We start from the raw sequence: 21599 nt of genomic DNA on the forward strand, positions 1-21599 counted from the left end.
GACCCAGATCGGTGGGCTCATCCCCGCGCGTGCGGGAGCACCCCGAATCTGCTGCTGGGCTTCGGCTCCCATGAGGCTCATCCCCGCGCGTGCGGGGAGCACACTTCCTGACCAGCATGTTCTCAGCCAGGTAGACGACTTTTCATTCACTTTCAGCCGCCCGTCAGCCTAGCCGAGGATCGTGATCCGACCATCAACCACGTCCGAACCGCGTGGAGCGGCGGCTGTGTCGGACGGGTGCGCGGTGACGGTGTGGTGCAGTACCGGAGGGTTACCCGTGCTGGCTCTCCGGTGGGATGTGCGGTGTGGGAGGGCGGCTCGATGATCGTGGGCATGTTCGCAACTCGGATTGCTCTCGTGCTGGTGGCCGCGGCGGTGGGGGTCGGTGGGTGTGCCGCCACCACGACCGCGGTACCGGACCCTTCGTTGGACTGGCAGCCCTGTGTGGAGAATCCCGGGTATGACTGTGCTTCGCTGGCGGTGCCGATCGACTGGTCGGAGCCAGGGGGCGACACCATCGATATCGCTCTGATCCGTGATCGGGCCGACGACGCCGAGCGCAAGGTCGGCACGCTGGTGTCGCTGCCGGGCGGGCCCGGTACCTCGGGTGTCGATCAAATCCTTCGCGGGGCAGGCTTTTCCGAGGAGCTGCGCGCTCGCTTCGATATCGTCAGCCTGGATCCGCGCGGGGTGAGCCGCAGCCACCAGGTGCGGTGCGATGCCGGACTCGTCGCCGGACGGCCGAATCTGGACCCGGACAATGGCGGGCGGATCGACGAAGTGCACTCTTACACGAAGGAACTCGCGGACAGTTGCCGGGCGCACACCGGGCCGCTGATCGACCATGTCGATGCGGTGAGCGTCGCCCGCGATGTGGAGGCGCTGCGAATCGCCCTCGGCGAGAACCGGATCAACCTGTACAGCCGTTCCTACGGCACGATGCCCGCCCAGGCGTACGCGGAACTGTTCCCACAGCGCCTGCGCGCCTCGCTCATGGACAGCGTGGATGACCACAGCCTGGACGGGACCGGATTCCTCGCCACCGAAGCCAGGGCGGGTCAGGACGCCTTCGCGGAGTTCGCGGACTGGTGTGCGCGGGCAACGGAGTGCGCTCTGCACGGCACCGATGTGCACGCGCTATACGGCGATCTCTACACCGTCGCCGCGCGCGGACAGCTGCCCAACCCCAATACTCCGGACCGGCGGCTGACCCGTTGGATCTGAGTGCCCAAGTGACCCAGCGCCTCTACCGCCCCGAGTGGCCTGCCCTCGCGAAGGACCTGCACACCCTCGCGGCCCGTCCACCCGTCGATCCGCAGCTCCCCATTCGTCCGCAGTCGACCGGAACGCCCACCCCCGCACCACAGCTCATCTTCTGCTCCGACTGGCGCTTCGATATCCCGGACCAGACAACCTGGCAACGCCTCTGGCGACAGCAGCGCACCAATGCTCCTACCCTGGGCCTGCATTTCGCATGGGGCGCAGCGAGTATGTGTTCCGGCTGGCCGACCCCACCCCCGAACCCGCCGCACCACCCGCAGATCACCGATGGCCCGCGGCTGTTGATCCTCAACTCCCGCCACGACCCGTCCACCCCGCACGAGTGGGCAGTCCAGGTCGCCGCCCAAACCCCGCGCACCACGCTGCTCACCTACGACGGTTGGGGCCACGGCGTCTACGACCGCACCCCGTGCACGACCAACGCAGCCGACCGATATCTCCTCGACCTCGAACTGCCGACGACCACCAACTGCCCCGCCGCCTGACGCCGCGCTTCATCGAGGTTCGACAGGTAGGCGTCCCCCGTCATTCCGGCATGTTTTCGGCCGGAATCCACCGCGATCGGCTCGACCGCCATGTGGATCCCGGCCAAAAGCGCGCCGGGATGACGGGGCCTTTCGGTCCCGCAGTATGCGGAAGCTCCGGCGGCGCACTCGATGATTGATTCGACCATCAACCGCATCCGCCGGACCGGTCCGGCGAAAGGGTCGGAACGCCGACGATGACAGCTCAGTTCTCTGTTCGTGTACTACGGACGCCCACCACGATCGCGGTGGAGCCGCAAAGTCCCGGATTCGGATTGAGTCGACGGACTAGCAGCCGTTCCGGTTCGAGCCAGCCCTGAGCTTCAGCCGAAGTTCAGCAGCATCGCCAGGGTGGCGAACGTCGCGACCAATAGCGTAGTGCCGGCGTGCATTCCGATCGACAGGCGCAGATCGTGCTTTCGCCACACGAGCCACACTCCCGGAAGGATGAATACCACTCTGGTCAGCAGTGCCCAGGGCGACCAGAAGTGATACAGCGAGAACAGGGTCGTGTTGACCAGCGGCGCCCACCGGCCCATACGGGAGATCCGAGGGAGTAGGAAACCTCGGAAGTACAGCTCCTCGATAATCGGGAAGGACAGTCCGGTCAACGGAATGCTCGACGCCAGGGTGATGAGGACGACGGTGTCCGGGTAGCCGTCGAGCAGTTTGGTGACGCCGCCGCCCGCGCTCTCGAACGGAACCCACCGGAACAACCATTCCTGGAAAAAGTCGCTCACGGGCATGAGTGCGAATCCCAGCACGACAAACCATGTGATCAGCGCGGCGACGATGAGGGTGAGCCGCATACGCGGAAGGGGTTTTCCCAGGTAGCCCACCACACCGTCCAGCGAGTACCGGCCATTGCGCCGACGCCCCAGCCACAACAGCAGGCCGAGCTCGACGGGCGCGAGCGCCAGGCACATGGCCAGCATCCAGCCCAGGAAAGGCGGGCCGTCGATGGATTCGACCAACGGTGCGGTGCAGAGCAAGTAGGTGGCGACGATCAGGACTCCGGGGACCAGGTGCAGCGCGACAGACAGTGGCAGGGGGTGCTGGTCGGCTAAGAGCCGATTCACCCAGCGGTTCGATTTCATGCGTTCGGTGGCAGCAGCGGGTCGCTGTGTGTTTTCCATGCCGGGGAGGTTCGTCCGGCCTGCGGACACGGACCTGATGTGGCGCTGATACGGGTTCACCGTCGAGAGGGGTTCGGTATCAGGCTGATGTCAGGGCGACAGGCGAGTGTTCCGGTCATGACCAGTTCATCGACCGCGGTCTCACCACCGCGAAAAAATATGGGTACCAACAACAAATCCTGGACGACGGGGGCCCGGTGGCGTGCCAGCGCGACAGTGCTGGCGGCCGTGCTGCTCGCAGGGACGGCAGGCTGCGCGAACGGCCCGGAAGCCGCCGCCGAGCCGGATCGCCCGGAGTTGCAGAAGGCAATTCAGGCCGTCGTCGATGCCGGCTACGCCGGGGTGCAGATGCGCGTGCACGATCAGCGGGGCGAGTGGGTCGGTAGCGCCGGGGTCAGCAAGCTGGGCGAGTCCGCGAAGCCGCCGACGGACGGGCGGTTCTGGGCAGGCAGCAACGCCAAGACGTTCACCGCCACCCTGGTGCTGCAGCTGGTTGCAGAAGGCAGGGTGGGGCTGGACGACCCGGTGGCCGGTTTTCTGCCAGAACTCGGCGTTGATCCTCGGATCACGGTACGAATGCTGCTGCAACACACCAGCGGAATCTTCAACTACACCGGCGAATACTTCGCCGACGGGTCGTTCGTGCCGGGGATTCCCGCCAAGGACAAGGAATGGGTCGACAACCGATTCCACTCCTACCAGCCAGAGGAACTGGTGCGACTGGCGTTGTCGAAGCCGCTGCGGTTCACGCCGGGTACGGACCAGAGCTACTCCAACACCAACTACACGCTGGCAGGGCTGCTGATCGAGAAGGTCACCGCCCGGCCGTATGCCGAGGAAATGCAGCGGCGAATTCTCGGGCCGCTCGACCTGCGGGGCACCGTGATCCCGAGCCCGGAGAACGACGAACTCCCGGGCCCGCACGCGCACGGCTACTACCGCTACCAGGACGGTGGAGAGTGGAAGGTGACCGACGTCGCCCGCCAGAACCTTTCCCTGCTGCCCGCCGCCGGTGACATCATCTCCACCACCCAGGATCTGCATACGTTCTTCTCAGCGCTGAACAGCGGCGAACTCCTGCCGGCGTCGCTGCTGTCCGAGATGCGCACACCACACGGGCAGCTCGGCTACGGGCTCGGGGTTTTCGTGGAGGACTTGGGCCCGAACTGCGGAGGCACCGTGCTGCGGCACAACGGCAGCCCTCCGGGCGGCTACGGCGCGCTGATGTACAGCACGCCCGACGGCAGCAAGACGCTGACTGCCTCGATCACCACCGGTGACGCCGCGATCAATCCGGCCGTGGAGTACCCGAAGATACTGGAACGGCTCCTCGATGTGGTGTTCTGCAGTGAGCAGGCCGCGAAATAGCGCAGCGGCAACCGGCGACTCCGCCACCCACACCGGTCGTGCTACTCATCCGGTCTCCCAGTCGGCCAGATTCGGCGGCCGGCGGCGAGGGCGGCGGCCTGGTACGGCGGTAACTCCTCGTCCTCGGCGACCACCTCGACCAGTGCCGTGTCCAGCTCCAAGGCGTTCTGAAGCCTGGACACATCCGCACCCGCGGCGTACTCGACGACGTACACCACCGCTTCGGGTGGCTGGAGCCTGCGCGCCTTCACAATCCGGCGCAGAGCGGGGTGGCGCGTCGCGCGCGCGAACAGGTCGTGCTCGACCTGCGAGCCATCTGGGTCGGCCGGGACGAACCGCAGTTCGCTACTGTTCGGCTCGGTGCTCAGGTCGATGCCGCGGTAGTGGAGATTGGCTTCCAGCGTGCGCTCCAGGTCGTCCAGCTCGCGGGCGGCCAGCAGGGAGCGCAGGATGGCCAGGTCGTCGTCCGGGAATCGCCCGGCCAGGGAGCGCAGCAGGTTCACGAGAACGGTCACCTCGTTCAACAGGGATTCACCGCCTGGGTCCGGTTGACGGGTTCCATTCACTGTCAGCCTAGAGGAGGTTTGTGATGTGACCATTGTCGAGTTGCTCCGGCGGTGGCTCAGCAGGGTCACCGGCCAACCGACGGAACGACTCCGTTTCGAGGCGCACCGAACCGGGAGCGAGTACGGACTATCGGGGTGACTCGAGGAGTTCGGCGAGGCGGGCGGTGTCGCGGAGGTAGCGGTCGTAGGGGAAGTCGGCGGCCAGGAGTGCCTTGCGTAGTTCGTCGTAGAGGGGTTTGCCGGTGGCGTGGAAGGCGGTGCGGCCGGCTTCGGTGGTGGTGACCAGGCGGCGGCGGGCGTGGTCGGGGTCGGGGGTGATTCGGACGAGGCCGGCGTCCTCGAGGGGGCGCAGGGCTCGGCTGATCGCGGGGTCGGAGACCGAGAGTGCTTGTGCGAGTTGGTGTTGGGTGACGGGCTGGATTTCTTCCAGGGTGCCGAGGAGGCGCATTTGGCTGTAGGTCAGGCCGTCGGAGTTGTCGGCGCGCCGCCGGGTCGCTTCGCCGAGCAGGAACACCACTCGGTGCAGTAGGTCCGCGAGTCCATCGTCCACATGTCGAGCATAGCGGAGTCTTGCCCGGTTAAGATTGACCATCAGCCCACGCGGGCGGCGGCGCGCTCCGAGGCGGACAGCCGTTGCGAGTAGCTGGCGAGGGCGATCATGACCGCGGGGAAGAGCAGGTCGCAGACCAGGACTCCGCCGGTGTTGCCGGGGGCGTGGTCACCGTTGGCGAACCACTGGTAGAGGTGGCCGATCAGTGCGCCCCATAGGAACATGCCCGCGCCGAGGCCGATGGTGACGCGTTCACGGTCGGTGGCCGAGGGCGCGGCGGCCCGGAAGGCCATGACCGCGAGACCCAGGTTGGCACAGGCGATTTCGAACTCGAAGGGGGTCCGGGCGAAGCCGATCGCGGTGGCCATCATGTCGGGGGCCGCGAGGAACATGACTGTCATCCACAGGCTGCCGAAGCCGAGGGCGGTGACCGCCCACCAGCGCTGCCAGGTGTCCAGTGCGGCTCGACGGGAGGGGCTGCGCCGGGTCCGGATGAATGCTCCGACGACCGCTGCGAGCGGCCAGATCAGCGGGAAGGCGGACTGCGCGAGGTAGGAGGATGTGTTCACGACTCGAGTCTTGCATGGTTAATATTAACCATGCAAGACTGAGTTCGAGAGAAGCAGACACATCCACGATTCGAGATGACACCGCAGGTCACCGACCGACCCCGGATGGCGCACACGAACCGCGAGGTTCGGGCTCAGGCGTGATCGAACCGCCCGGATCGCAGCGCGCCCACGAAGGCATCCCAGCCGACGGAATCGAAGACGAGCGCCGGGCCGGTCGGGGCCTTCGAGTCTCGGACCCCGACACGTTCGGCAACCGCACCGATGAACGCGACCTCCACGCATTCCTGACCGCCTCCGGAGTAGGTCGACTTGAACCAACTCGCGGCGGATAGGTCAATATTCACTGTCGAATCTCCTTGCGGTCTCGCGTAATAGGGAACGGCTGGGCTGCACCGGCAGTGCGGCCGCGCCGAGGGTTCGATGGGCTGTGCGATATCGGCCGATATCGGCTACCTCTTCGAAGTACATGCCGCCCGTATAGTTTTCAGCGAATACCACGGTGGGTTCGGTATCGCCGCGCGCGGTGGGGGCAAACTCGAGGATCACGAACGGTGACATACCGACACCCAGCGGGAGCCCGGCGTGGAACGGCAACACCCGCACGCAGACGTTGTCTGTCGCCCCGATGTCCGCTAGCCGACGCAGTTGGGCGGCCATGACCTTCGGCGAGCCGACGACAGTGCGAAGCACATTCTCGTGCAGAATGACGTCGGCGACGGCGGGACTCCGCTTGCGCCCGAGAATGGCCTGGCGACGGATGCGCAGTTCGATTCGGCGGTCGCTCTCGGCGTCGTTGTCGTCGGGGAAGTACACCCGGTCCATGGCGCGAGCGTATTCGGCTGTCTGCAACAACCCGGGCACTACCAGCGGCTGATAGAAGGACAGTTGCGCGGCCCCTGCTTCCAAACCGAGGTAGGTGTTGAATCCCGCCGCGATCAGGTCGGTGAACGAGTACCACCATGATCGCGTACTGGCCTGGGTGGCAAGAGTCTTCAACACGCCGGTCTGCTCGTCCGGCAGCCCATAGATCTGGCAGAGGTCCTCGATCTCTCGGACCCGCACTCGCTCGGCCTGTCCTTTCTCCAGCCGCCCCAGTGTGGATTTGCCCCACTCCATGAGTTTCGCGGCTTGCTCGAGAGTCAGCCCCATGCCCTCGCGGGCCTCCCGCAATGCCCGCCCGAGCTGACGGCGCGGGAGCGTCGATCCAACGCCATGGTCTTCAGACACGTCCGGCCCCCTTGGTCCGTTCCGGCCCAGCCCCGTTCCCATCCTGGGAAACAGCGTAGGACCGTCCCAGGCCGGGCGGAGCGGTTTCGCCGCACTTCACCGAGCATCCGCGACTTCGACGACTCAGCAAGCACGCGGGACAACGCTGGGTTCCCACATACGACAGCAAACATCCGAACGGAGGCTGTAATGCCGTGGGACGCATGGGCTCTGCTGGCGATTCTGGTGCTGTGTGGCGGCGTTATCGTCTGGTCGTGCTGGGGCTTCTACCGCGACAGTCATCCGGGGCGGCCGGACTCGTTCCGGCTCCCCCTCACCGGTGGCGGCCATGTCACCGTTCCCGTGGCGGGCGGCCGCCCTGGTGGTCGACATCGCGCCCGGCCCCACGCGTGGTTGGTCACCGGCATGCGCCACCCGATCGGGGGATGCCGGATACCTCGCGGCGTCCGCGAGGATGCCTAGAAGCCCTGCGCCACGGTTTCGTACGGCCGCAGCAAGGACCGCCCGGACCGTCCGGCGCGAACGGACGCCGACCCTGCGAGGGGGTAGTCGTGGACATCGATGCTCTGGCAGCCGCGATCGACGAGCGGGAACTCGTCGAGTTCACCCGGCGACTGGTGCGGACGCACACGCCGCGAGTGGAAGGCCGGGGAGAACGCGCGGTGGCGGATCTGCTGCTCACCACCATGCGGGAATGGGGTTGGAGTGCCGCACTTTTCGAGGCGGAGGGCCGTCCGAATATCGTGGCGACGGTGGTCGGGGGCGGTGGGCCGGGGCCGATGCTCGCGTTCGAGGGGCATATGGATGTGGTGGCGGAGGGAGATCCCCGGCAGTGGACCGTCGATCCGTTCGGCGGGGAGATCCGGGACGGGCGGCTGTACGGGCGTGGTGCCGCCGATATGAAATCCGGGGTCGCGGCCATGCTGTACGCGGTGCGGGCGCTGCAACTGTCCGGGCCCTTCCCCGGCCGGGTGCGCCTGCTGCTGCTCGCCGACGAGGAGGGGATGATGACGGGTGCGAAAGCCGCTGTGGCGCAGGGTTTCGTCCGCGAAGTCGACGGGGTGGTCTGCGGTGAGCCCGAGGGCGACGAGGTGTGCCCGGTGTCGAAGGGCGCGATGCGGCTCCGGGTGGACTTCACCGGTGTGATGAGCCACGGCGCGATGCCGTGGCGGGGGCGCAACACCCTGCCCGCGCTGGCCCGTGCGGTGCTCGGCCTCCAGGATCTCGAGTGCCGCCTGGTGCGGGAGGTGGGCAGTCGGCCGCCCCTGGGCGCTCCGTCGATCACGCCCACGGTGGCGCGAGCGGGGACCGCGGACCAGATGAACACCATTGCGGGCACCAGTTCGCTGTTCCTCGATATCCGCACGGTGCCCGGCGTGGACCACGAGGTGCTGTTGAAACGCGTCGACCGGTGCGTCGACGCCGCGGCGCGGGGGTGCGGGATCGGCTCGGCCGTCACCGTGCTCGACGATCGGCCCTGGGTCGCAACCGATCCGGACAATCCGCTGGTCGCCGCGCTCATCGCCGGGCACGAGATCGTCAACGGCGTCCGTCCCCGCCTCGGCGGGGTGCCCGGCACCACCGACGGCACCATTCTCACCGCACACGGCGGGATTCCGAGTGTGGTGTACGGACCGGGGGGCAAGTGGATCGCGCATACGGCCGACGAGTGGGTGGCCGTGCGCGACCTGAAGCGGTACGCGCTCACCTACGCGGTCGCGGCCCGGCTGTTCCTGGCCGGCGGATCAGGTGGGGGCGACGGCGGAACGGCCGTCGGGTAGCGCCGGAGGCAGCGGCTCCTCGCCGTGGGGGCCGAAAGTTCTTCCCTCCCTGCGGATATTGCGTTCGATCAGGCGCAGGACCGGGGTGGACAGGAACGTCGTGACAATGGCCATCAGGGCGAGGATCGTGTACAGCTCGCCGGTGATGAGACCCGCGCTCAGACCGATATTGAGCAGAATCAGTTCCATCAGCCCGCGCGCGTTGGCCAGCGCGCCCATGGCCGCCGCTTCGCGCCACCCCATGCCCTGCCAGCGCGCGGCCAGTCCGACCGCCCCGAACTTCCCGGCGAAGGACACCACCAGGACCAGGGCGGCCATCACCAGGATCTCGGGGGCGAAGATCAGGCCGAGTTCGGTGTTCAGCCCGGAGTAGATGAAGAATCCGGGCAGCAGCAGGTACGACACCAGCGGTTCGAGCCGCTCCCGCACCCGGTCCAGCAGTTCGCCGCGCGGCATCACGGCACCGGCGACGAAAGCGCCGAACACCGAGTAGATACCGATCCAGTCGGTGAACCAGGCCGCGAGCAGCACCACGATCAGGATGACCGACAGCTGCGCGATCGGCAGGCCGCCCACCTGCGGGGCGCTGTCACGCGGGGTCCAGGTACCCAGTCTCGCCAGCCAGCGCCGCGCCACGTACACCATGAACAGCAGATAGCCCAGCGCCCCGATCCCGGTGATCAGCGCGCCGCTCATATCGTCCTCGGCGGTGGCGACCACCGTCGCCAGCAGCACCCACGCGCACGCGTCGTCGACGGCCGCGCACGACAGCGACATGGTGCCGAGCCGGGTGTGCAGCAGTCCGGAGTCGTGCACGATCCACGCCAGCATGGGAAACGCCGTGATCGCGACGGCGGAGGCCACGAACAGCGCACCCTGCCACCCGGCGGCCCGCTCGGTGAAGTAGCCGCCCTGCCCGACGAGCCACCAGCCGACCAGCCCACCCAGCAGCAGCGGCAGCGCCACGCCCGCCGCCGACGTCGCCCCGGCCTGACGCAGATGCGCGCCGAGGATGTCGAGCTTGAACGACGCTCCCACCAGGAACATGTAGAGCACCAGCCCGAGCTGGCCGACCACGTAGATGGCGACCAGATTCGGATGGGTGACCGTGGTGCCGTCCAGGGTGGTCGGAAACAGCCACTGCTGCGCCGATGGCCAGATCCAGCCGAGCACGGACGGTCCGAGCGCGAATCCGGCGACCATGATGGCGACCACCTGCACCTGTCCGAGCCGCCGGAACACGTGCCAGAGCAGGCGGCAGGTCACCAGGATCACGGCCACCTGCAGGAAGAAGTGGGTGGCGATCTGTAGCAGGCTGGGCACGACCGTTCCTCACGTTCGGCTCGGCATGGGGCGCACCGGCCGAACGCCGCGGACACGGCCGCGTGTCCCGGTGGCCTCCAGGCCGGTCGTGCGGCACAGATTCGCGCGGACGGCCACCACCGCCGCCTCGATTCGGCTGGTCACCCCGAGTTTGGTGAGGATGCGGCTGACGTGGTCCTTCACCGTGTCCGGGCTGATGAACAGGCGAGCGCCGACCTCGCGGTTGGACAGTCCGTCGACGATCAGCAGGAGAATCTCACGCTCGCGTTCGGTCAGGGTCGACAGGCGTCGGCGCGCGTCGGGATCGACGATGGCGGGGGTGAGCGGCGTGCGGTGCGGCGGGGCCGCGGCGACCATGACGCCGGAGGCCACCAGCTTCAGCGCGTGCAGGACCGCGGGTGGGCCGAAGTCGGCCGCCAACAGGACATCCGGATGCTCGGTCGCGGAGCGGGGGACGCCGCGCGCCACCAGCAGCGCGATCAGCGGCGGATCGTCCAGCGCGCGCAGTCGGCGGACGAGGGCGGGCAGGCCGGGCGGCACCTCGACCGACGCGTCCAGCAGGACGATGTCGGCGCGCGAATGCAGCGCCTGCTCCACGACGTCCCGGCAGCTCGACCGCCCGGCGAGCGCCGGATTGCCGACCGAGGCGGCGGCTCGCTCGAAATCGTCGTGTACGAAGGGGAATTCGGAGGCGATGACCAGGGTGCGCCGGGCCTGCGACGACCACCGCATTCCGGTGACCACGCTGATATTGGGGCATATCCGGGTTTCCAGCCCCGATCCACGAGTACGCTGCATATCAGGCTCCGAGGTCGGTGCGGATGAAATGTGCCGGGACGATCGGCGTCGAATGCTCCAAAACTGTGTCCTCCCATGTGCGTACGCCCTCGTTTCGAGCCCCCCCGAGCGTGATCGGATAAGCCTCGACAGCGTCGTCATGGCACAAACTTCTGTTGAATCTCTATCCGCGGAGATGCGTTCAACAGGCGGTCGGAATTGTTCTGATCGAAGATCACGACCTGCTACCGAGGAAGTCTAAGCGACCCACCATAGAGTCACATACCCCCGAACAGGGGGGTGGAAGCCGGACGAACTCAGGCGACGCGACGGGTGACCAGCGGGCGCGTCGCGATCCGGGCCCCGGACGGTATCAGCAGGTCGGCGCTGCCGTGATCGCAGTTGACCAGCAGCTCCAACACCAAGTCGCGCTGAATCATACTGCCGCCCAGTGCGACAACCTCCGGGAGCACCGATATCAAGCCCCGCACAGCCGATTCCGGGTTCGCGCCGCAGTACTCCACGAAACTCTCCGCCACCCGTATCGCCGTACGTCGCGGGCGCACCATGTCGTCCGTGTTGCCGGCGCGCTCCTCCCCCATCTCCGCGGCGATCCGGCGGGCCAGCTCGTGGCGGTCGGCCCCGACGATGGCGAGCAGGGCGTGCAGATCGACGAACGCGGAATTGGAGCCGGCCCGCATCTCCACCGCCCGCCGCGCGAGGGCGTCGAAATCGTCCGGTCCGGCAATGCCCGCCAATCGCAGTCGCCACAGCAGGGATACCGCATCGCAGAACTGCATCGCCGAGGACGGACCGGCGACCGTGCCGAGGATCTCGGCCACCAGTGCGGTCAGCCCGTCACGGTCGGCGGCCACCATCGAGGCGAGGGCGCGATGCCAGGTCAGATGGGTTCGCAACAGGCACCGATGCGCGCTCCAGCGACCGGTCGTCGCGCCGAGCAGCTCCTCGACCGCACCGTAGTCGCGGCGCTCGAAATAGGTGTGCGCGCAGGCGTGTACGGCCCAGGGGTTGTCGTGCGGGGCCAGTTCCAGCGCGCGCTCCCCGGCGGCGGCCGCGTCGGCGAAGGCGTCGTTCTCGCCGTAGGCGAAGGCGAGCATGGCCAGCAGATAGGGGTACGACGCGCTCGCACCCTCGACCAGCAGAGGACTGGATATCAAGCGGGACAGCATGATTCGCGTCGACCCGGACAGGAAGTCGACCTGGTGCCCGGCCGCGAGCGCCAGTTCGTCGGACGGGAACTCGGCCGATATGGCGAGTAGCCGGTCGCTGGCCGCCCGGTAGGCGCGGTTCATCAACAGCCGCGTGACCTCGAGATGCGCCGCCTCCCACGGGCGGACGGCGGCGGGATCGATCCGGTCGAGGGCCGCGCGGACATCGTCCGGCGGGCGCACACCGCCCAGCAGATACTGGTAGGCGCGCAGTACCACGACCACCGGCGCACCCGCGACGTCGCCGTCCAGCTCGTCCAGTGACCACACCATGGATCGGTCGAACCGCAAGAGCCCGTTGACGAACCCCGATACGACCCCCGACGCGCCATTGCCGGGCGTCGGCCCGTCTCCGGACATCAGGGCGCGACCGCACCCGAACGTTCCGTATCGGCCTCGGCCGGTAGCCCGCCGAGATACAGCTCCCGGATGCCCGGGCGGGCACCACGTGCCCAGGACACGGCCTGGGCCACCTTGTCGGCGTCGATGTCGAAGAAGGGCTGCGACATATCGGTCAGTCCGAAAGACGGTGGAACGAAGTCGACGTCGGCGAACAGTGTGCGGAATTCGCGCGCGGCGGTCTCCATACTGATCTCCCAGTTCCAATACGACTCGATGATCCGGTCAGCTCGACTGTAGAAGGCATCGATGAAGCCGTCGACCCGAGAAGCCGGGGCGGAACCCGGTATCGGTACCGACGATCCGGTCCCGTTCGCCGCGACGAGCCGGGATACCGCGCGCAGCTGCTGTTCGGTGCGCATGGTCCCGGTCACCTGGTTGACCTGCCACACCCGGAACCAGGCATTCCAGAGGTCGAAGGCGGCGAACGAGCGGAACGCGCCCGACACCAGGAAGTCGTTCTCCTCGATCAGGCTGGCCTGCAACGCGTCGATGTCGGCGAAGACCTCCGGCTTGAAGCCCGCCGCGAAGCGGTTGATCAGCCGTTCCGCCAACCGGTCGACGACCACGGCGGTGTTCTGCATGCCGCGCGAGAACAGCGGATCGATGAAGCCCGCGGCATTGGAGGTCAGGCACCAGCGTTCGCCGACCGTCCGGGTCGCCGTGTACTGGAGCCTGCCGGTGCTCGTCCACGGCCGTTCGGCGCGTGCGTGTTCGAACTGGCGCGCGATATCGGGATGGTCGGCGAGGAAGGTGGCGAAGGCCCGCTCCGGGTCCGGGATCGGGGATTCGTCGCCGTTGTCGATCCGCCAGCAGATGCCCACGCTGCACCGCGGATTCGCGGACCGATCGCTGTTGTCGAAGGGGATGACCCACATCCAGCCGCCGTCGAAGACATGGTGCAGCGTTCCCGTGTGCCATCGCCGCGGGGCGCGGATGGTCGTCACCTCGTCGAAGGGGACGACGCCGGTCATGTGCGTGAAGACGGATTTCGACTTGGTGCGCAGCCCCTCGGTGGTGCGCAGGCCGAAAGCGTCGGCCAGGTACGAACCCCGCCCGGTGGCATCGACCACGTAGTCGGCCGAGATCCGCGTCCCGTCGACACCTTCGAAGTGGACGCCGCGCTCGGTCACTTCGATGGTGCGCGTCGCGACACCCTCCAGCAGGGCCGCGCCGCGGTCCCGGGCGCGGCAGGCCAGCCAGTGGTCGACATCCGCGCGGTACAGGTGGGATTCGGTCGACACGATCTCCGACAGCGGGAACTGGTGCACTGCGGCGGGATCGGCGCGCTCGTCGTGGTAGACGAACCCGAAATTGTCCTTCATACCGCAGGTGCCGACGCGTTCGATCAGCTCGTCGAACGACGACAGCGCCGCCAGTTCCGGCACACCGTATTTGACGCTCATCAAGGTGTAGAGCTTGGAGGTGTTCGGGATGGTGGATTCACCGATCGCGAATCGGGGGTGCGTCTTGGCGTCGACCATGCAGGTGCGCAGCCCGGCCGCTTGCAGGCACAGCGCGAGCGTACTGCCGGACAGCCCGGAACCCAGGATGAGGACGTCGAATTCGCCGTTCATCGCCGCACGCTCCCGGTGGAGCTCCGCTGGAGCGGCGTCTGCTGGTGGTACTGCATCAGCCAGCGCCCGCCCCGCCGCACGTACACGGTCGATATCGCCGCGTAGATTCCGTCCAGCCCGACCCGCTTCTGATACATCTCGTAGAACACCAGAAACGCGTCGGGTCCCAGCGCGCGTTCATGGAATTCGAGAATCTGGTACGTCTCGATCCGCGGAGCCACGGCCACCGCGTCGAGAACGCCGCGCCGCGTCAACGTGGCATGTGGTGATGGCACCGCGAATACCGCGTCTTCGGCCGTGACCCGCGCATAGAATTCGGCGCCCGCGTCGGAACTCAATGCGCGCCATTGCAGGAGCTCGATCTCGGTCGGACTCGGATCGTCCGGCTCCCCCGCGACCGATCCGCCGTGGGCTTCCACCGCTTTGGTCATCATGCGCATCCACTTCTGTTCCGCAGTCGATGCGCGAAATTCTAATTTCCTTGTGGCACAAGAACATCCCCCTGAATGGGGGAATCGGACGGGCCCGCGATCGGGTACCCTCGCATCCGACGGGGGCGGGCGGACCGCATGACGAGGTGGATGGCCGATGTGTACCTGCGTATTTCTTCTCGACGACAAGGCCGCGCGTTTCCTCGCCATCGAGTCGCATGACCAATCCGTTTATCGGCCACACGGTTTCGAAGCGGCCCGACAACTCGGCCTGCGCGTGCGTTATTCGTACGGTCCGCACTGGCACAACAATCCCGAACTCCGCCGGCGATTCCCGGCGAGCCGGATTCCGGACCCCGACGCCCTGTCCGACGTGGTCGGCGGTATCGACGCCGAGGGCGGCACCTGGCTCGCGTTCAATCGCCGCAGCGGGGTCTACTGCCGACTGCTCACCACCGCTACCGCCGCGGCCGTCACGACCCTGCCGATCCTGTGCGCCACCGCCGAATCCGCCGGGCACGCCGTACGTCTCGTCGAGGAACTACCGTCCGTCGACACCGACGCGCTCACGTACCGGCTGCTGATCGCCGATGGCCACGACGCCGCGGTGATCGCCGTCGACGGCCCCGCCGAGGTGACGACGACGGCCCTCGCCCCCGGGGTTCCGCACCTGCTGACCACCGCCGACCCGACGGATGGGAACGCGCTGGGCAAGCGGCTCGTCGACCGCCTCACGCGACTGCCCGCCCCCACCGGGAAGCTCGACTCCTGGAGTGCCTGGCTTTCGGCCTACACCGCCGCGGACGAGGCCGGCCCCGGCTACGGCAGCCCGGCTTGGGCCGCGTACTCGTATTCCGCCGTACAGCCGCCGTTCGTCACCACGGGCGACCAAGTGCACAGGAACGCATCGATTTTCGCACCGCCGAGCCCGGATCACGTGGCCTGGACCGCCAGCGTGTCCCTGTACGCCGCCGGACCCGACGGCGTGGAACTCTTCGCCTACAACGAACGCCAGCTGTTCCCCGACCAACCCGTGCCGACCGAGGTGACGCGAATGGGTTTCCCGGCCACGCCGGACGACTTCTTCGTCTGCCTCGCAAGCGCCGAGCGCTGATGCGAGGCCACTGTGACAATCGGTATTCCCGAGGTGCGTGTCGGACACTGGACCGATCCGGCCGGTGAGACGGGATGCAGCGTCGTCCTGTTTCCCGAGGGCACGACCGCGTCGTGCGAAGTGCGCGGCGGCGCGCCCGCCAGCCGCGAATTGGATGTGCTGGCACCGGACAAGATGGTGCCCTGCGCGGACGCCGCCGTGCTGACCGGCGGCTCCGCCTTCGGCCTGGCCGCCGCCGACGGAGTCATGCGCTTTCTCGAGGAAGCCGGGCGCGGTGTGCCCACGCCCGGTGGGCCGGTCCCCATCGTGCCGACCCTGGCACTGTTCGATCTGGCCGTGGGGAATCCGGCGGCTCGGCCCACCGCGGCGAACGGTTACGAGGCGGCGCGCGCCGCCACCGGAATCCAGATCGTCTCCGGCCGGGTCGGGGCGGGCGCGGGCGCGTACACCGCGCACTGGCGCGGTCCGGGCGGACGCCGCCCCGGCGGCCTCACCTATGCCGAGCGCCGGTGGGACGACCTGGTCGTGGGCGCGCTGTGCGTGGTCAACGCCTACGGCGACATCGACCACGGTTCCGCGGACATCGAACTGGACGCGGTCACCCAGCTGCACGACATCGATCTGGGAGCGCGCATGCACACGACCATCGGCGTGGTGGTCACCAACGCCCGGCTGGACAAGCTGGGCTGCCAGGTGGTCGCGCAGGGCGCCCACGACGGACTGTCTCGCGCTCTCACGCCGCCGCACGGACGCTTCGACGGCGACGGGTTCATCACCGCCGCGACGGGCTCGGTGCGGGCGGATGTCGATGTCGTCCGGCTCATGGCGCTGGCGGCCGTCACCCGGGCGATCCGTTCGGCCGGGCCGCCGCACACCCGGCACACCACCACCCGGAGGAGCCTGTGACCATCGCCCTCGACGCCGACAGCTGGATGCCGTACCCGCCCGTCGGCAACGCGCCGATGACGCTGTACTGCCTGCCGCACGCCGGTTCCGGAGCCTCGACCTACCTGCCCTGGCGGGAGCGGCTGCGCGCCGACCTCGAGGTGGTTCCGCTGCAACCGCCCGGCCGCGAGACACGGGCACACGAACGCCCGCACGTCCATGTCGACCCGCTGGTGGACGAGCTGCTCACCGCCGTGGGCGAGCGCTGGCGGACGCCCTTCGCCCTGTTCGGCCACAGCATGGGCGCGCTCGTCGCCTTCGAACTGGCGCACCGGCTGATCGAGACGGACCGGCCCCGGCCGGAGCGCCTGATCCTGTCGGGACGGCGCGCGCCGCACCGATCCGCCTGGGATCCCTTCGCGCACGACGCCTCCGACGCCGAACTGCTGGCGTTCCTGCGCGGGCTCGGTGGCACGCCGCCGACGGTGCTCGACGATCCGGGCCTGCGCCCGGCGCTGTTCCGGCTGATGCGCGCCGATCTCGGCGTGGACGAGACCTATCGGCACCGTCCGCGACCGCCGCTGCCCATCCCGATCACCGTGCTGGGCGGCAGCGCCGATCCGCAGGTCCCGGTGGACGAACTCGACCACTGGACCGACTGCGGCACGGCCGGGGTCGATATCCGGGTCGTGCCGGGCGACCACTTCTTCGTGCTGTCCCGGCGCGAGACCGTGCTCGGGCATATCCGCGAATGTCTGACGAGGTGACGGGAGCAGCCGTGCGTGTCATCCACCGTGCCGAGGAGATGAGGGCGGCCTGCCGGGAACTGTCGGCCGCGGGTCGGCCCGTGGCGCTGGTGCCGACCATGGGCGCGCTGCACGACGGCCATCTGGCCCTGGTCGCGGCCGCGACCGAGCGCGGATACGAGGTCGTCGTCTCCATTTTCGTGAATCCGCTGCAGTTCGGTCCGAGTGAGGATTTCGACCGCTACCCCCGGACGCTCGCGGTCGATCTGCATCTGTTGCGTGACACCGGAACACGCGTCGTCTTCGCGCCGAGCGCGGGCGATATGTACCCGAACGGTCGGCGCACCACGGTGCGGCCCGGGCCGACGGGGAGCCGGCTGTGTGGTGCGACGCGGCCGCAGCTGTTCGGCGGAATGCTGACCGTGGTGGCGAAACTGCTATTGATCACCCGGCCCGATGCCGCCTGCTTCGGCGAGAAGGACTACCAGCAACTCGTGCTCATCCGGGAAATGGTCACCGACCTCGATATGGGTATCGAGATCATCGGGGTGCCGACCGTGCGGGAGGCCGACGGCCTGGCGATGTCGTCGCGCAACCGGTACCTGAGCGCACGGGAGCGAGCGGTGGCGGTCGTGCTGCCCGCCGCGCTCACGGCCGGTGTGCGGGCCGGGGCCGGCGGCGGCGACGCGGTGCTCGCCGCCGCCGGCGCGCTGCTGTCGGCCGATCCCGCGGTGGCGGTGGAGTATCTGGAACTGCGGGATCCCGAGCTGGGACCCGCGCCCGCACGCGGTGACGCGCGCCTGCTGGTGGCGGCGCGCGTGGGCGCGACCCGGCTGATCGACAATATGGCGGTGCGGTTGTCTGGTTCGCGGCCGTCCGCTCCGCCGTCGTCTACTTCGACAGGGGCATGACCTGAATCGCGGACATGGCCGTCGCCACCAGTTTGCCGTTCGCGTTGGCCGCCTCGGCGGCGATGTACATGACCGACTGGCCGCGTTTGCGCACCGTAGCGGTCAGCGTCAGGTGCTCGCCGACGAATACCGGGCGCAGGAAATGCGTCGTCAGCTCCATACTCGTCGTCGGGTTCCGCGCGGTCAGGTAGCCGAGCGGGGCCATGAGATCGTCGAACATGGCGGCGAGGAAACCACCTTGCAGCAGCCCCATGACATTTCCGTATTTCGCGGCCACCGTCACCGTGGCCGACAGCGACGTGCCGGGAACGAATTCCTCGAAGCGCATCTCCAGGGTGGTCGTGGACGGCGGCGGCAGCTTCAGTTCGACGCCCGGCGGGACCGGAAGGTGGTCGAACAGCGCGAGGGCGTGCTTCATGATCTCGTCGTGGCCCGTGATCGTGGTGTCATCGCTCATGGACGGCTCCTTCATGGTGTTGATCGCGCATGGTGTTGATCGCGAATGATGGCGGCGTGACGTTCCGGCGTGAGTGCGTGTACACGCTGTCGGTTCCGTCGCGCACGTAGACCGGCTCCCCCGCCTGCGGGGCGAAGCCCTCGCGCTGTCGCGACAGTTTCGAAAGCTTAAGTGTCGCTGTGATTTTCAGTGCGGAGCATACCTGACTTCAGGCGCCCTCCGACAGCGTCGCCGCTTTCGCCTTGTCGGCCGAGACCATGGCCTGGAAGTACAGCTGGCGCGCGACCTCGGCGACGAGATCCCAACGCTCCCAGGTCATCGGCGTCGGTTCCTTGTCGGGCACGAACCGGTACCTCGACAGGTCCTCGATGCCCTTGAACCGCGCCAGGATCTCATCGTCGAGCAGCGAGTTGCCGGTGAAGGCCGCCGGATCCTGTTCCAGCACGGCCAGTATGGCGTCGACCACGATGTCCTCGGTCCGCCAGTCCTCGGGGCTGCCGATGCCGAGATTCTGCGTCGCCAGCGTGCCGATCAGCGTGCGCGTCCAGATCGTATTGCAGGCGATGCCGTCCGCCGCGACCTCCTTGCCCAACCCCAGTGTGAGCAGGGTGGCGTTGAGCTTGGACGACATGTACGCCACCTTGCCGCCCATGTGCGCAATGCCTTCGGGATCCAGCGGCGGGCTCAGATTGACGATGTGGCCCCAGCCGCCCTCGCGCATATGCGGAATGCAGTGGTGCGCGAGTAGGAACGGCGCGCGGGAGTTGATGGCCATCACCAGGTCGTAGCGTTTGTGCGGCGTGCCCTCGACCGTCTGCAACCACATCGCCCCGGCATTGTTGACCAGGATGTCCACCCGGCCGAAGCGCTCCACGGTCCGGTCGACGAGGTTCTTCAGGTCCGACTCGGAGCGCACGTCGCAGCGCACGCCCAGCGCCTGCGCACCGCGCTGCTCGACCTCGCGGACCGTCTCGGGCACGGTGCCCGGCAGCCGTCCCCCGGCCTCCATCGTCTTCGCGCCGATCACGATATTGGTGCCCCGCTCGGCCAGGGCCAGCGCCAGCGCTTTGCCGATACCCCGGCTGCCGCCGGTGATGATCGCCACCCGATCCTGGAACTGGGTCATATTCCACTCCTCTCGCTCGTCATCACTGTCATTCGGCGACCGCCACCGCGGGCTCGCGCCGGGGGAGGTCGTACTGTTTGCCGACTTCCTGCTCGAACGACTCCGCCCACGCCTCCAGCCGGTCGACATTGCGGCGCATATCGCGGAATGTCTGGGTGGCGGTCTTGTCGGTGAGCAGATCCAGATGCAGCTGAGCGCAGATGGGTATCTTGCTGTACTCGACGAACAGGTACCTGTCCGGCTGCGGGGCCTGCGCCGCGAATGCCCGCAGATTCGCCTGCATGCGGTTCTGGATGCCCTGGAATCTCGTCGCGATGGGATGGAATTCCGCCGCCGCGTCCTCATTCGCGATCAGTCCGTGGAACAGCAGCGACGACGGCAGCGCCCAGTAGAACGAGGTATCCCACATCACCTTGGTGAACATGGCGGGCGCACTGCCGAAACCGGGATAGTTCTCGTGGTACATCGCCAGATAGTTCGGCCACAGATCCTCGAGCATGAGCCGGTTGTAGGTCGCGGCGACATCGGCGGTGAGTCGGCCGCCGCGGTCGAGTTCGACGAGCCGCGTGGTGATGTGGTTGGTGTAGGCGATGAAATCCGATCCGGGACTGTAGAAGGCGTCCAGGAAGACCGCCGCCTCACCGAGGCAGGCCCAGCGGTGATGCGAGAAGATCTGCCGTGAACCGTAACTCGCGTTGCGCATGCGCAGGAAGTCGATGGGCTCGGCGTCCCGGATGAAGTTCGCCAGTGTCGGCTCGTATTCGCCGAGCCACTGCCGCGCTTTGGCTTCGGTGGCATAGCTGCTGAACGGGTGGATGCGCTCGTCGGTCACGATGCCGATGCTGGTGTTCCCCGATGACAGCGGGATCATCCACACCCAGTACCCGGCACCCATCAGGTGGTTGGTCGAGAACCACCGGCGCTCCTGGGTTTTCGGCCGCCAGGTCAGGCTGGTGGTGTCGGTCATCCGCTCGACGTCGTATTCGCCGCGGAACCGCCACCACACCGCGTTGATCTTGTGCGGGCTCGGGGCGCCCAACTCCAGCTTGCGCTGCAACAGCCGCCGCCGCCCGGTCGCGTCCGCGACGAACCGCGCCCGCACCGCGCGATCCCCGCCCGCGCCGGGCATCTCGATGTGCACGACATGGTCGTCCTCGCCGGTCGCCAGGTCGACATCGGCCACCTTCGCCTGCTCGATCAGATCGACGCCGAGTTCCCGTACCCCGCGCCGCAGTTCACGTTCGAAGATGCCGCGGTCGATCTGGTAGGACGGCACCCGCGGGAACCGCCGGGCGCCCAGCTCCGGCCGCGCCTCGAACGGACCGTGCGCGTCGCCGAAGAACATGCGCAGCCCGAGCTTGTGCAGGTGCCGGGTGTTGAAATGCCCGGCGAGGCCGAGCTGTTCGGTGAAGTAGTGCGCACCGCCCTCGACGGTGGCCTCCCCCACCTTGTACGCGCCGTCGGGGATGACGTCGCCCGCGGTGCGCTCCACCACCAGCACCGACAGGTCGGGCATGGCGCGCTTCAGCTGTCTCGACAGGGTCAGCCCCGCCAGGCCGCCGCCGCAGACCACCACGTCGTACCGTTCGGCCGGATTCGTCGTCGCGTGATTCGTCATG

The 21599-nt window shown here is 67.9% G+C and carries 22 protein-coding genes; 8 read left to right on the top strand and 14 right to left on the bottom strand.

The window, feature by feature from the left end:
* The first annotated feature begins 333 nt into the window (after positions 1-333).
* Entirely contained in the window at positions 334-1224 is an 891-nt protein-coding gene (locus QMO76_RS12080) for an alpha/beta fold hydrolase (protein ID WP_306361322.1), read from the top strand.
* A gap of 8 nt (positions 1225-1232) precedes the next feature.
* The gene (locus QMO76_RS12085) at positions 1233-1766 is read left to right on the top strand and encodes an alpha/beta hydrolase (protein WP_306361323.1); all 534 of its coding nucleotides are present in this window, start codon (positions 1233-1235) and stop codon (positions 1764-1766) included.
* A 362-nt stretch (positions 1767-2128) separates the two neighbouring features.
* Here the strand turns inward: QMO76_RS12085 and QMO76_RS12090 are convergent, their stop codons facing one another.
* Complete coding sequence (locus QMO76_RS12090; RefSeq protein WP_306361324.1) at positions 2129-3001, bottom strand: CPBP family intramembrane glutamic endopeptidase; 873 nt, start codon at positions 2999-3001, stop codon at positions 2129-2131.
* A 57-nt stretch (positions 3002-3058) separates the two neighbouring features.
* Here QMO76_RS12090 and QMO76_RS12095 point away from each other — a divergent pair, with 57 nt between their 5' ends.
* Positions 3059-4309, top strand: a complete 1251-nt coding sequence (locus tag QMO76_RS12095) for a serine hydrolase (RefSeq protein WP_306361325.1) — start codon at positions 3059-3061, stop codon at positions 4307-4309.
* Between the two features lie 41 nt (positions 4310-4350).
* Here the strand turns inward: QMO76_RS12095 and QMO76_RS12100 are convergent, their stop codons facing one another.
* The 5 genes from QMO76_RS12100 to QMO76_RS12120 all read right to left on the bottom strand — a co-directional run bounded on the left by QMO76_RS12100 (position 4351) and on the right by QMO76_RS12120 (position 7266).
* Complete coding sequence (locus QMO76_RS12100; protein WP_306361326.1) at positions 4351-4824, bottom strand: hypothetical protein; 474 nt, start codon at positions 4822-4824, stop codon at positions 4351-4353.
* A 178-nt stretch (positions 4825-5002) separates the two neighbouring features.
* On the bottom strand, positions 5003-5425 hold the full coding sequence (locus tag QMO76_RS12105; protein ID WP_306361327.1) for a MarR family winged helix-turn-helix transcriptional regulator: 423 nt from the start codon (positions 5423-5425) through the stop codon (positions 5003-5005).
* Between the two features lie 41 nt (positions 5426-5466).
* The gene (locus tag QMO76_RS12110; protein WP_306361328.1) at positions 5467-5994 is read right to left on the bottom strand and encodes a DUF6790 family protein; all 528 of its coding nucleotides are present in this window, start codon (positions 5992-5994) and stop codon (positions 5467-5469) included.
* Between the two features lie 134 nt (positions 5995-6128).
* Positions 6129-6341: a DUF397 domain-containing protein gene (locus QMO76_RS12115; RefSeq protein ID WP_306361329.1), complete on the bottom strand. Its 213-nt coding sequence runs from the start codon at positions 6339-6341 to the stop codon at positions 6129-6131.
* Positions 6331-7266 (bottom strand): helix-turn-helix transcriptional regulator, encoded by a 936-nt coding sequence (locus QMO76_RS12120; protein ID WP_306361330.1) that lies wholly within the window; start codon positions 7264-7266, stop codon positions 6331-6333. The genes QMO76_RS12115 and QMO76_RS12120 overlap by 11 nt, the downstream gene beginning before the upstream one ends.
* A gap of 509 nt (positions 7267-7775) precedes the next feature.
* Here QMO76_RS12120 and QMO76_RS12125 point away from each other — a divergent pair.
* Positions 7776-9005: a M20 family metallopeptidase gene (locus tag QMO76_RS12125; protein WP_306361331.1), complete on the top strand. Its 1230-nt coding sequence runs from the start codon at positions 7776-7778 to the stop codon at positions 9003-9005.
* Here QMO76_RS12125 and QMO76_RS12130 read toward each other — a convergent pair.
* The 5 genes from QMO76_RS12130 to QMO76_RS12150 all read right to left on the bottom strand — a co-directional run bounded on the left by QMO76_RS12130 (position 8970) and on the right by QMO76_RS12150 (position 14744).
* The gene (locus tag QMO76_RS12130; RefSeq protein WP_306361332.1) at positions 8970-10328 is read right to left on the bottom strand and encodes a cation:proton antiporter; all 1359 of its coding nucleotides are present in this window, start codon (positions 10326-10328) and stop codon (positions 8970-8972) included. The two genes, QMO76_RS12125 and QMO76_RS12130, sit on opposite strands and share 36 nt — an antisense overlap.
* Positions 10329-10337: 9 nt before the next feature.
* Positions 10338-11126 (bottom strand): response regulator transcription factor, encoded by a 789-nt coding sequence (locus QMO76_RS12135; RefSeq protein WP_306361333.1) that lies wholly within the window; start codon positions 11124-11126, stop codon positions 10338-10340.
* Positions 11127-11422: 296 nt separating this feature from the next.
* Entirely contained in the window at positions 11423-12694 is a 1272-nt protein-coding gene (locus QMO76_RS12140) for a hypothetical protein (RefSeq protein WP_306361334.1), read from the bottom strand.
* Complete coding sequence (locus QMO76_RS12145) at positions 12694-14310, bottom strand: NAD(P)/FAD-dependent oxidoreductase (RefSeq protein ID WP_306361335.1); 1617 nt, start codon at positions 14308-14310, stop codon at positions 12694-12696. Before QMO76_RS12145 ends, QMO76_RS12140 begins: the two co-directional genes overlap by 1 nt.
* Positions 14307-14744: a nuclear transport factor 2 family protein gene (locus QMO76_RS12150; protein ID WP_306361336.1), complete on the bottom strand. Its 438-nt coding sequence runs from the start codon at positions 14742-14744 to the stop codon at positions 14307-14309. The genes QMO76_RS12145 and QMO76_RS12150 overlap by 4 nt, the downstream gene beginning before the upstream one ends.
* Before the next feature lie 154 nt (positions 14745-14898).
* Here QMO76_RS12150 and QMO76_RS12155 point away from each other — a divergent pair, with 154 nt between their 5' ends.
* Genes QMO76_RS12155 through panC form a run of 4 tightly spaced genes read left to right on the top strand, consistent with a single transcriptional unit; the run spans position 14899 to position 18397 of the window.
* Positions 14899-15855, top strand: a complete 957-nt coding sequence (locus QMO76_RS12155; RefSeq protein WP_306361337.1) for a hypothetical protein — start codon at positions 14899-14901, stop codon at positions 15853-15855.
* A 12-nt stretch (positions 15856-15867) separates the two neighbouring features.
* Positions 15868-16761, top strand: coding sequence for a P1 family peptidase (locus tag QMO76_RS12160; protein WP_306361338.1), 894 nt, complete (start codon positions 15868-15870; stop codon positions 16759-16761).
* Positions 16758-17507, top strand: coding sequence for a thioesterase II family protein (locus QMO76_RS12165; protein ID WP_306361339.1), 750 nt, complete (start codon positions 16758-16760; stop codon positions 17505-17507). Before QMO76_RS12160 ends, QMO76_RS12165 begins: the two co-directional genes overlap by 4 nt.
* Positions 17492-18397, top strand: a complete 906-nt coding sequence (gene panC / locus QMO76_RS12170; protein ID WP_372341957.1) for a pantoate--beta-alanine ligase — start codon at positions 17492-17494, stop codon at positions 18395-18397. The genes QMO76_RS12165 and panC overlap by 16 nt, the downstream gene beginning before the upstream one ends.
* Here panC and QMO76_RS12175 read toward each other — a convergent pair.
* The 3 genes from QMO76_RS12175 to QMO76_RS12185 form a co-directional block, all read right to left on the bottom strand.
* Positions 18378-18854 carry a PaaI family thioesterase gene (locus QMO76_RS12175; RefSeq protein WP_306361341.1) on the bottom strand — a complete coding sequence of 159 codons (477 nt, stop codon included), beginning with the start codon at positions 18852-18854 and terminating at the stop codon, positions 18378-18380. The genes panC and QMO76_RS12175 overlap by 20 nt on opposite strands.
* A gap of 208 nt (positions 18855-19062) precedes the next feature.
* Positions 19063-19980 carry an SDR family oxidoreductase gene (locus QMO76_RS12180; protein ID WP_306361342.1) on the bottom strand — a complete coding sequence of 306 codons (918 nt, stop codon included), beginning with the start codon at positions 19978-19980 and terminating at the stop codon, positions 19063-19065.
* 28 nt (positions 19981-20008) lie between these two features.
* Positions 20009-21598, bottom strand: a complete 1590-nt coding sequence (locus QMO76_RS12185; protein ID WP_306361343.1) for an NAD(P)/FAD-dependent oxidoreductase — start codon at positions 21596-21598, stop codon at positions 20009-20011.
* Position 21599: the final 1 nt, after the last annotated feature.

This window comes from Nocardia sp. CC227C (assembly GCF_030767025.1).
Taxonomy (GTDB): domain Bacteria; phylum Actinomycetota; class Actinomycetes; order Mycobacteriales; family Mycobacteriaceae; genus Nocardia.

Coding starts and splice junctions, on each gene's coding strand:
- QMO76_RS12080 (WP_306361322.1), top strand. CDS start 334: ATGTTCGCAACTCGGATTGCTCTCGTGCTGGTGGCCGCGGCGGTGGGG.
- QMO76_RS12180 (WP_306361342.1), bottom strand. CDS start 19,980: ATGACCCAGTTCCAGGATCGGGTGGCGATCATCACCGGCGGCAGCCGG.
- QMO76_RS12150 (WP_306361336.1), bottom strand. CDS start 14,744: ATGATGACCAAAGCGGTGGAAGCCCACGGCGGATCGGTCGCGGGGGAG.
- QMO76_RS12155 (WP_306361337.1), top strand. CDS start 14,899: ATGTGTACCTGCGTATTTCTTCTCGACGACAAGGCCGCGCGTTTCCTC.
- QMO76_RS12135 (WP_306361333.1), bottom strand. CDS start 11,126: ATGCAGCGTACTCGTGGATCGGGGCTGGAAACCCGGATATGCCCCAAT.
- QMO76_RS12120 (WP_306361330.1), bottom strand. CDS start 7,266: ATGGGAACGGGGCTGGGCCGGAACGGACCAAGGGGGCCGGACGTGTCT.
- QMO76_RS12140 (WP_306361334.1), bottom strand. CDS start 12,694: ATGTCCGGAGACGGGCCGACGCCCGGCAATGGCGCGTCGGGGGTCGTA.
- QMO76_RS12145 (WP_306361335.1), bottom strand. CDS start 14,310: ATGAACGGCGAATTCGACGTCCTCATCCTGGGTTCCGGGCTGTCCGGC.
- panC (WP_372341957.1), top strand. CDS start 17,492: ATGTCTGACGAGGTGACGGGAGCAGCCGTGCGTGTCATCCACCGTGCC.
- QMO76_RS12095 (WP_306361325.1), top strand. CDS start 3,059: ATGACCAGTTCATCGACCGCGGTCTCACCACCGCGAAAAAATATGGGT.
- QMO76_RS12185 (WP_306361343.1), bottom strand. CDS start 21,598: ATGACGAATCACGCGACGACGAATCCGGCCGAACGGTACGACGTGGTG.
- QMO76_RS12175 (WP_306361341.1), bottom strand. CDS start 18,854: ATGAGCGATGACACCACGATCACGGGCCACGACGAGATCATGAAGCAC.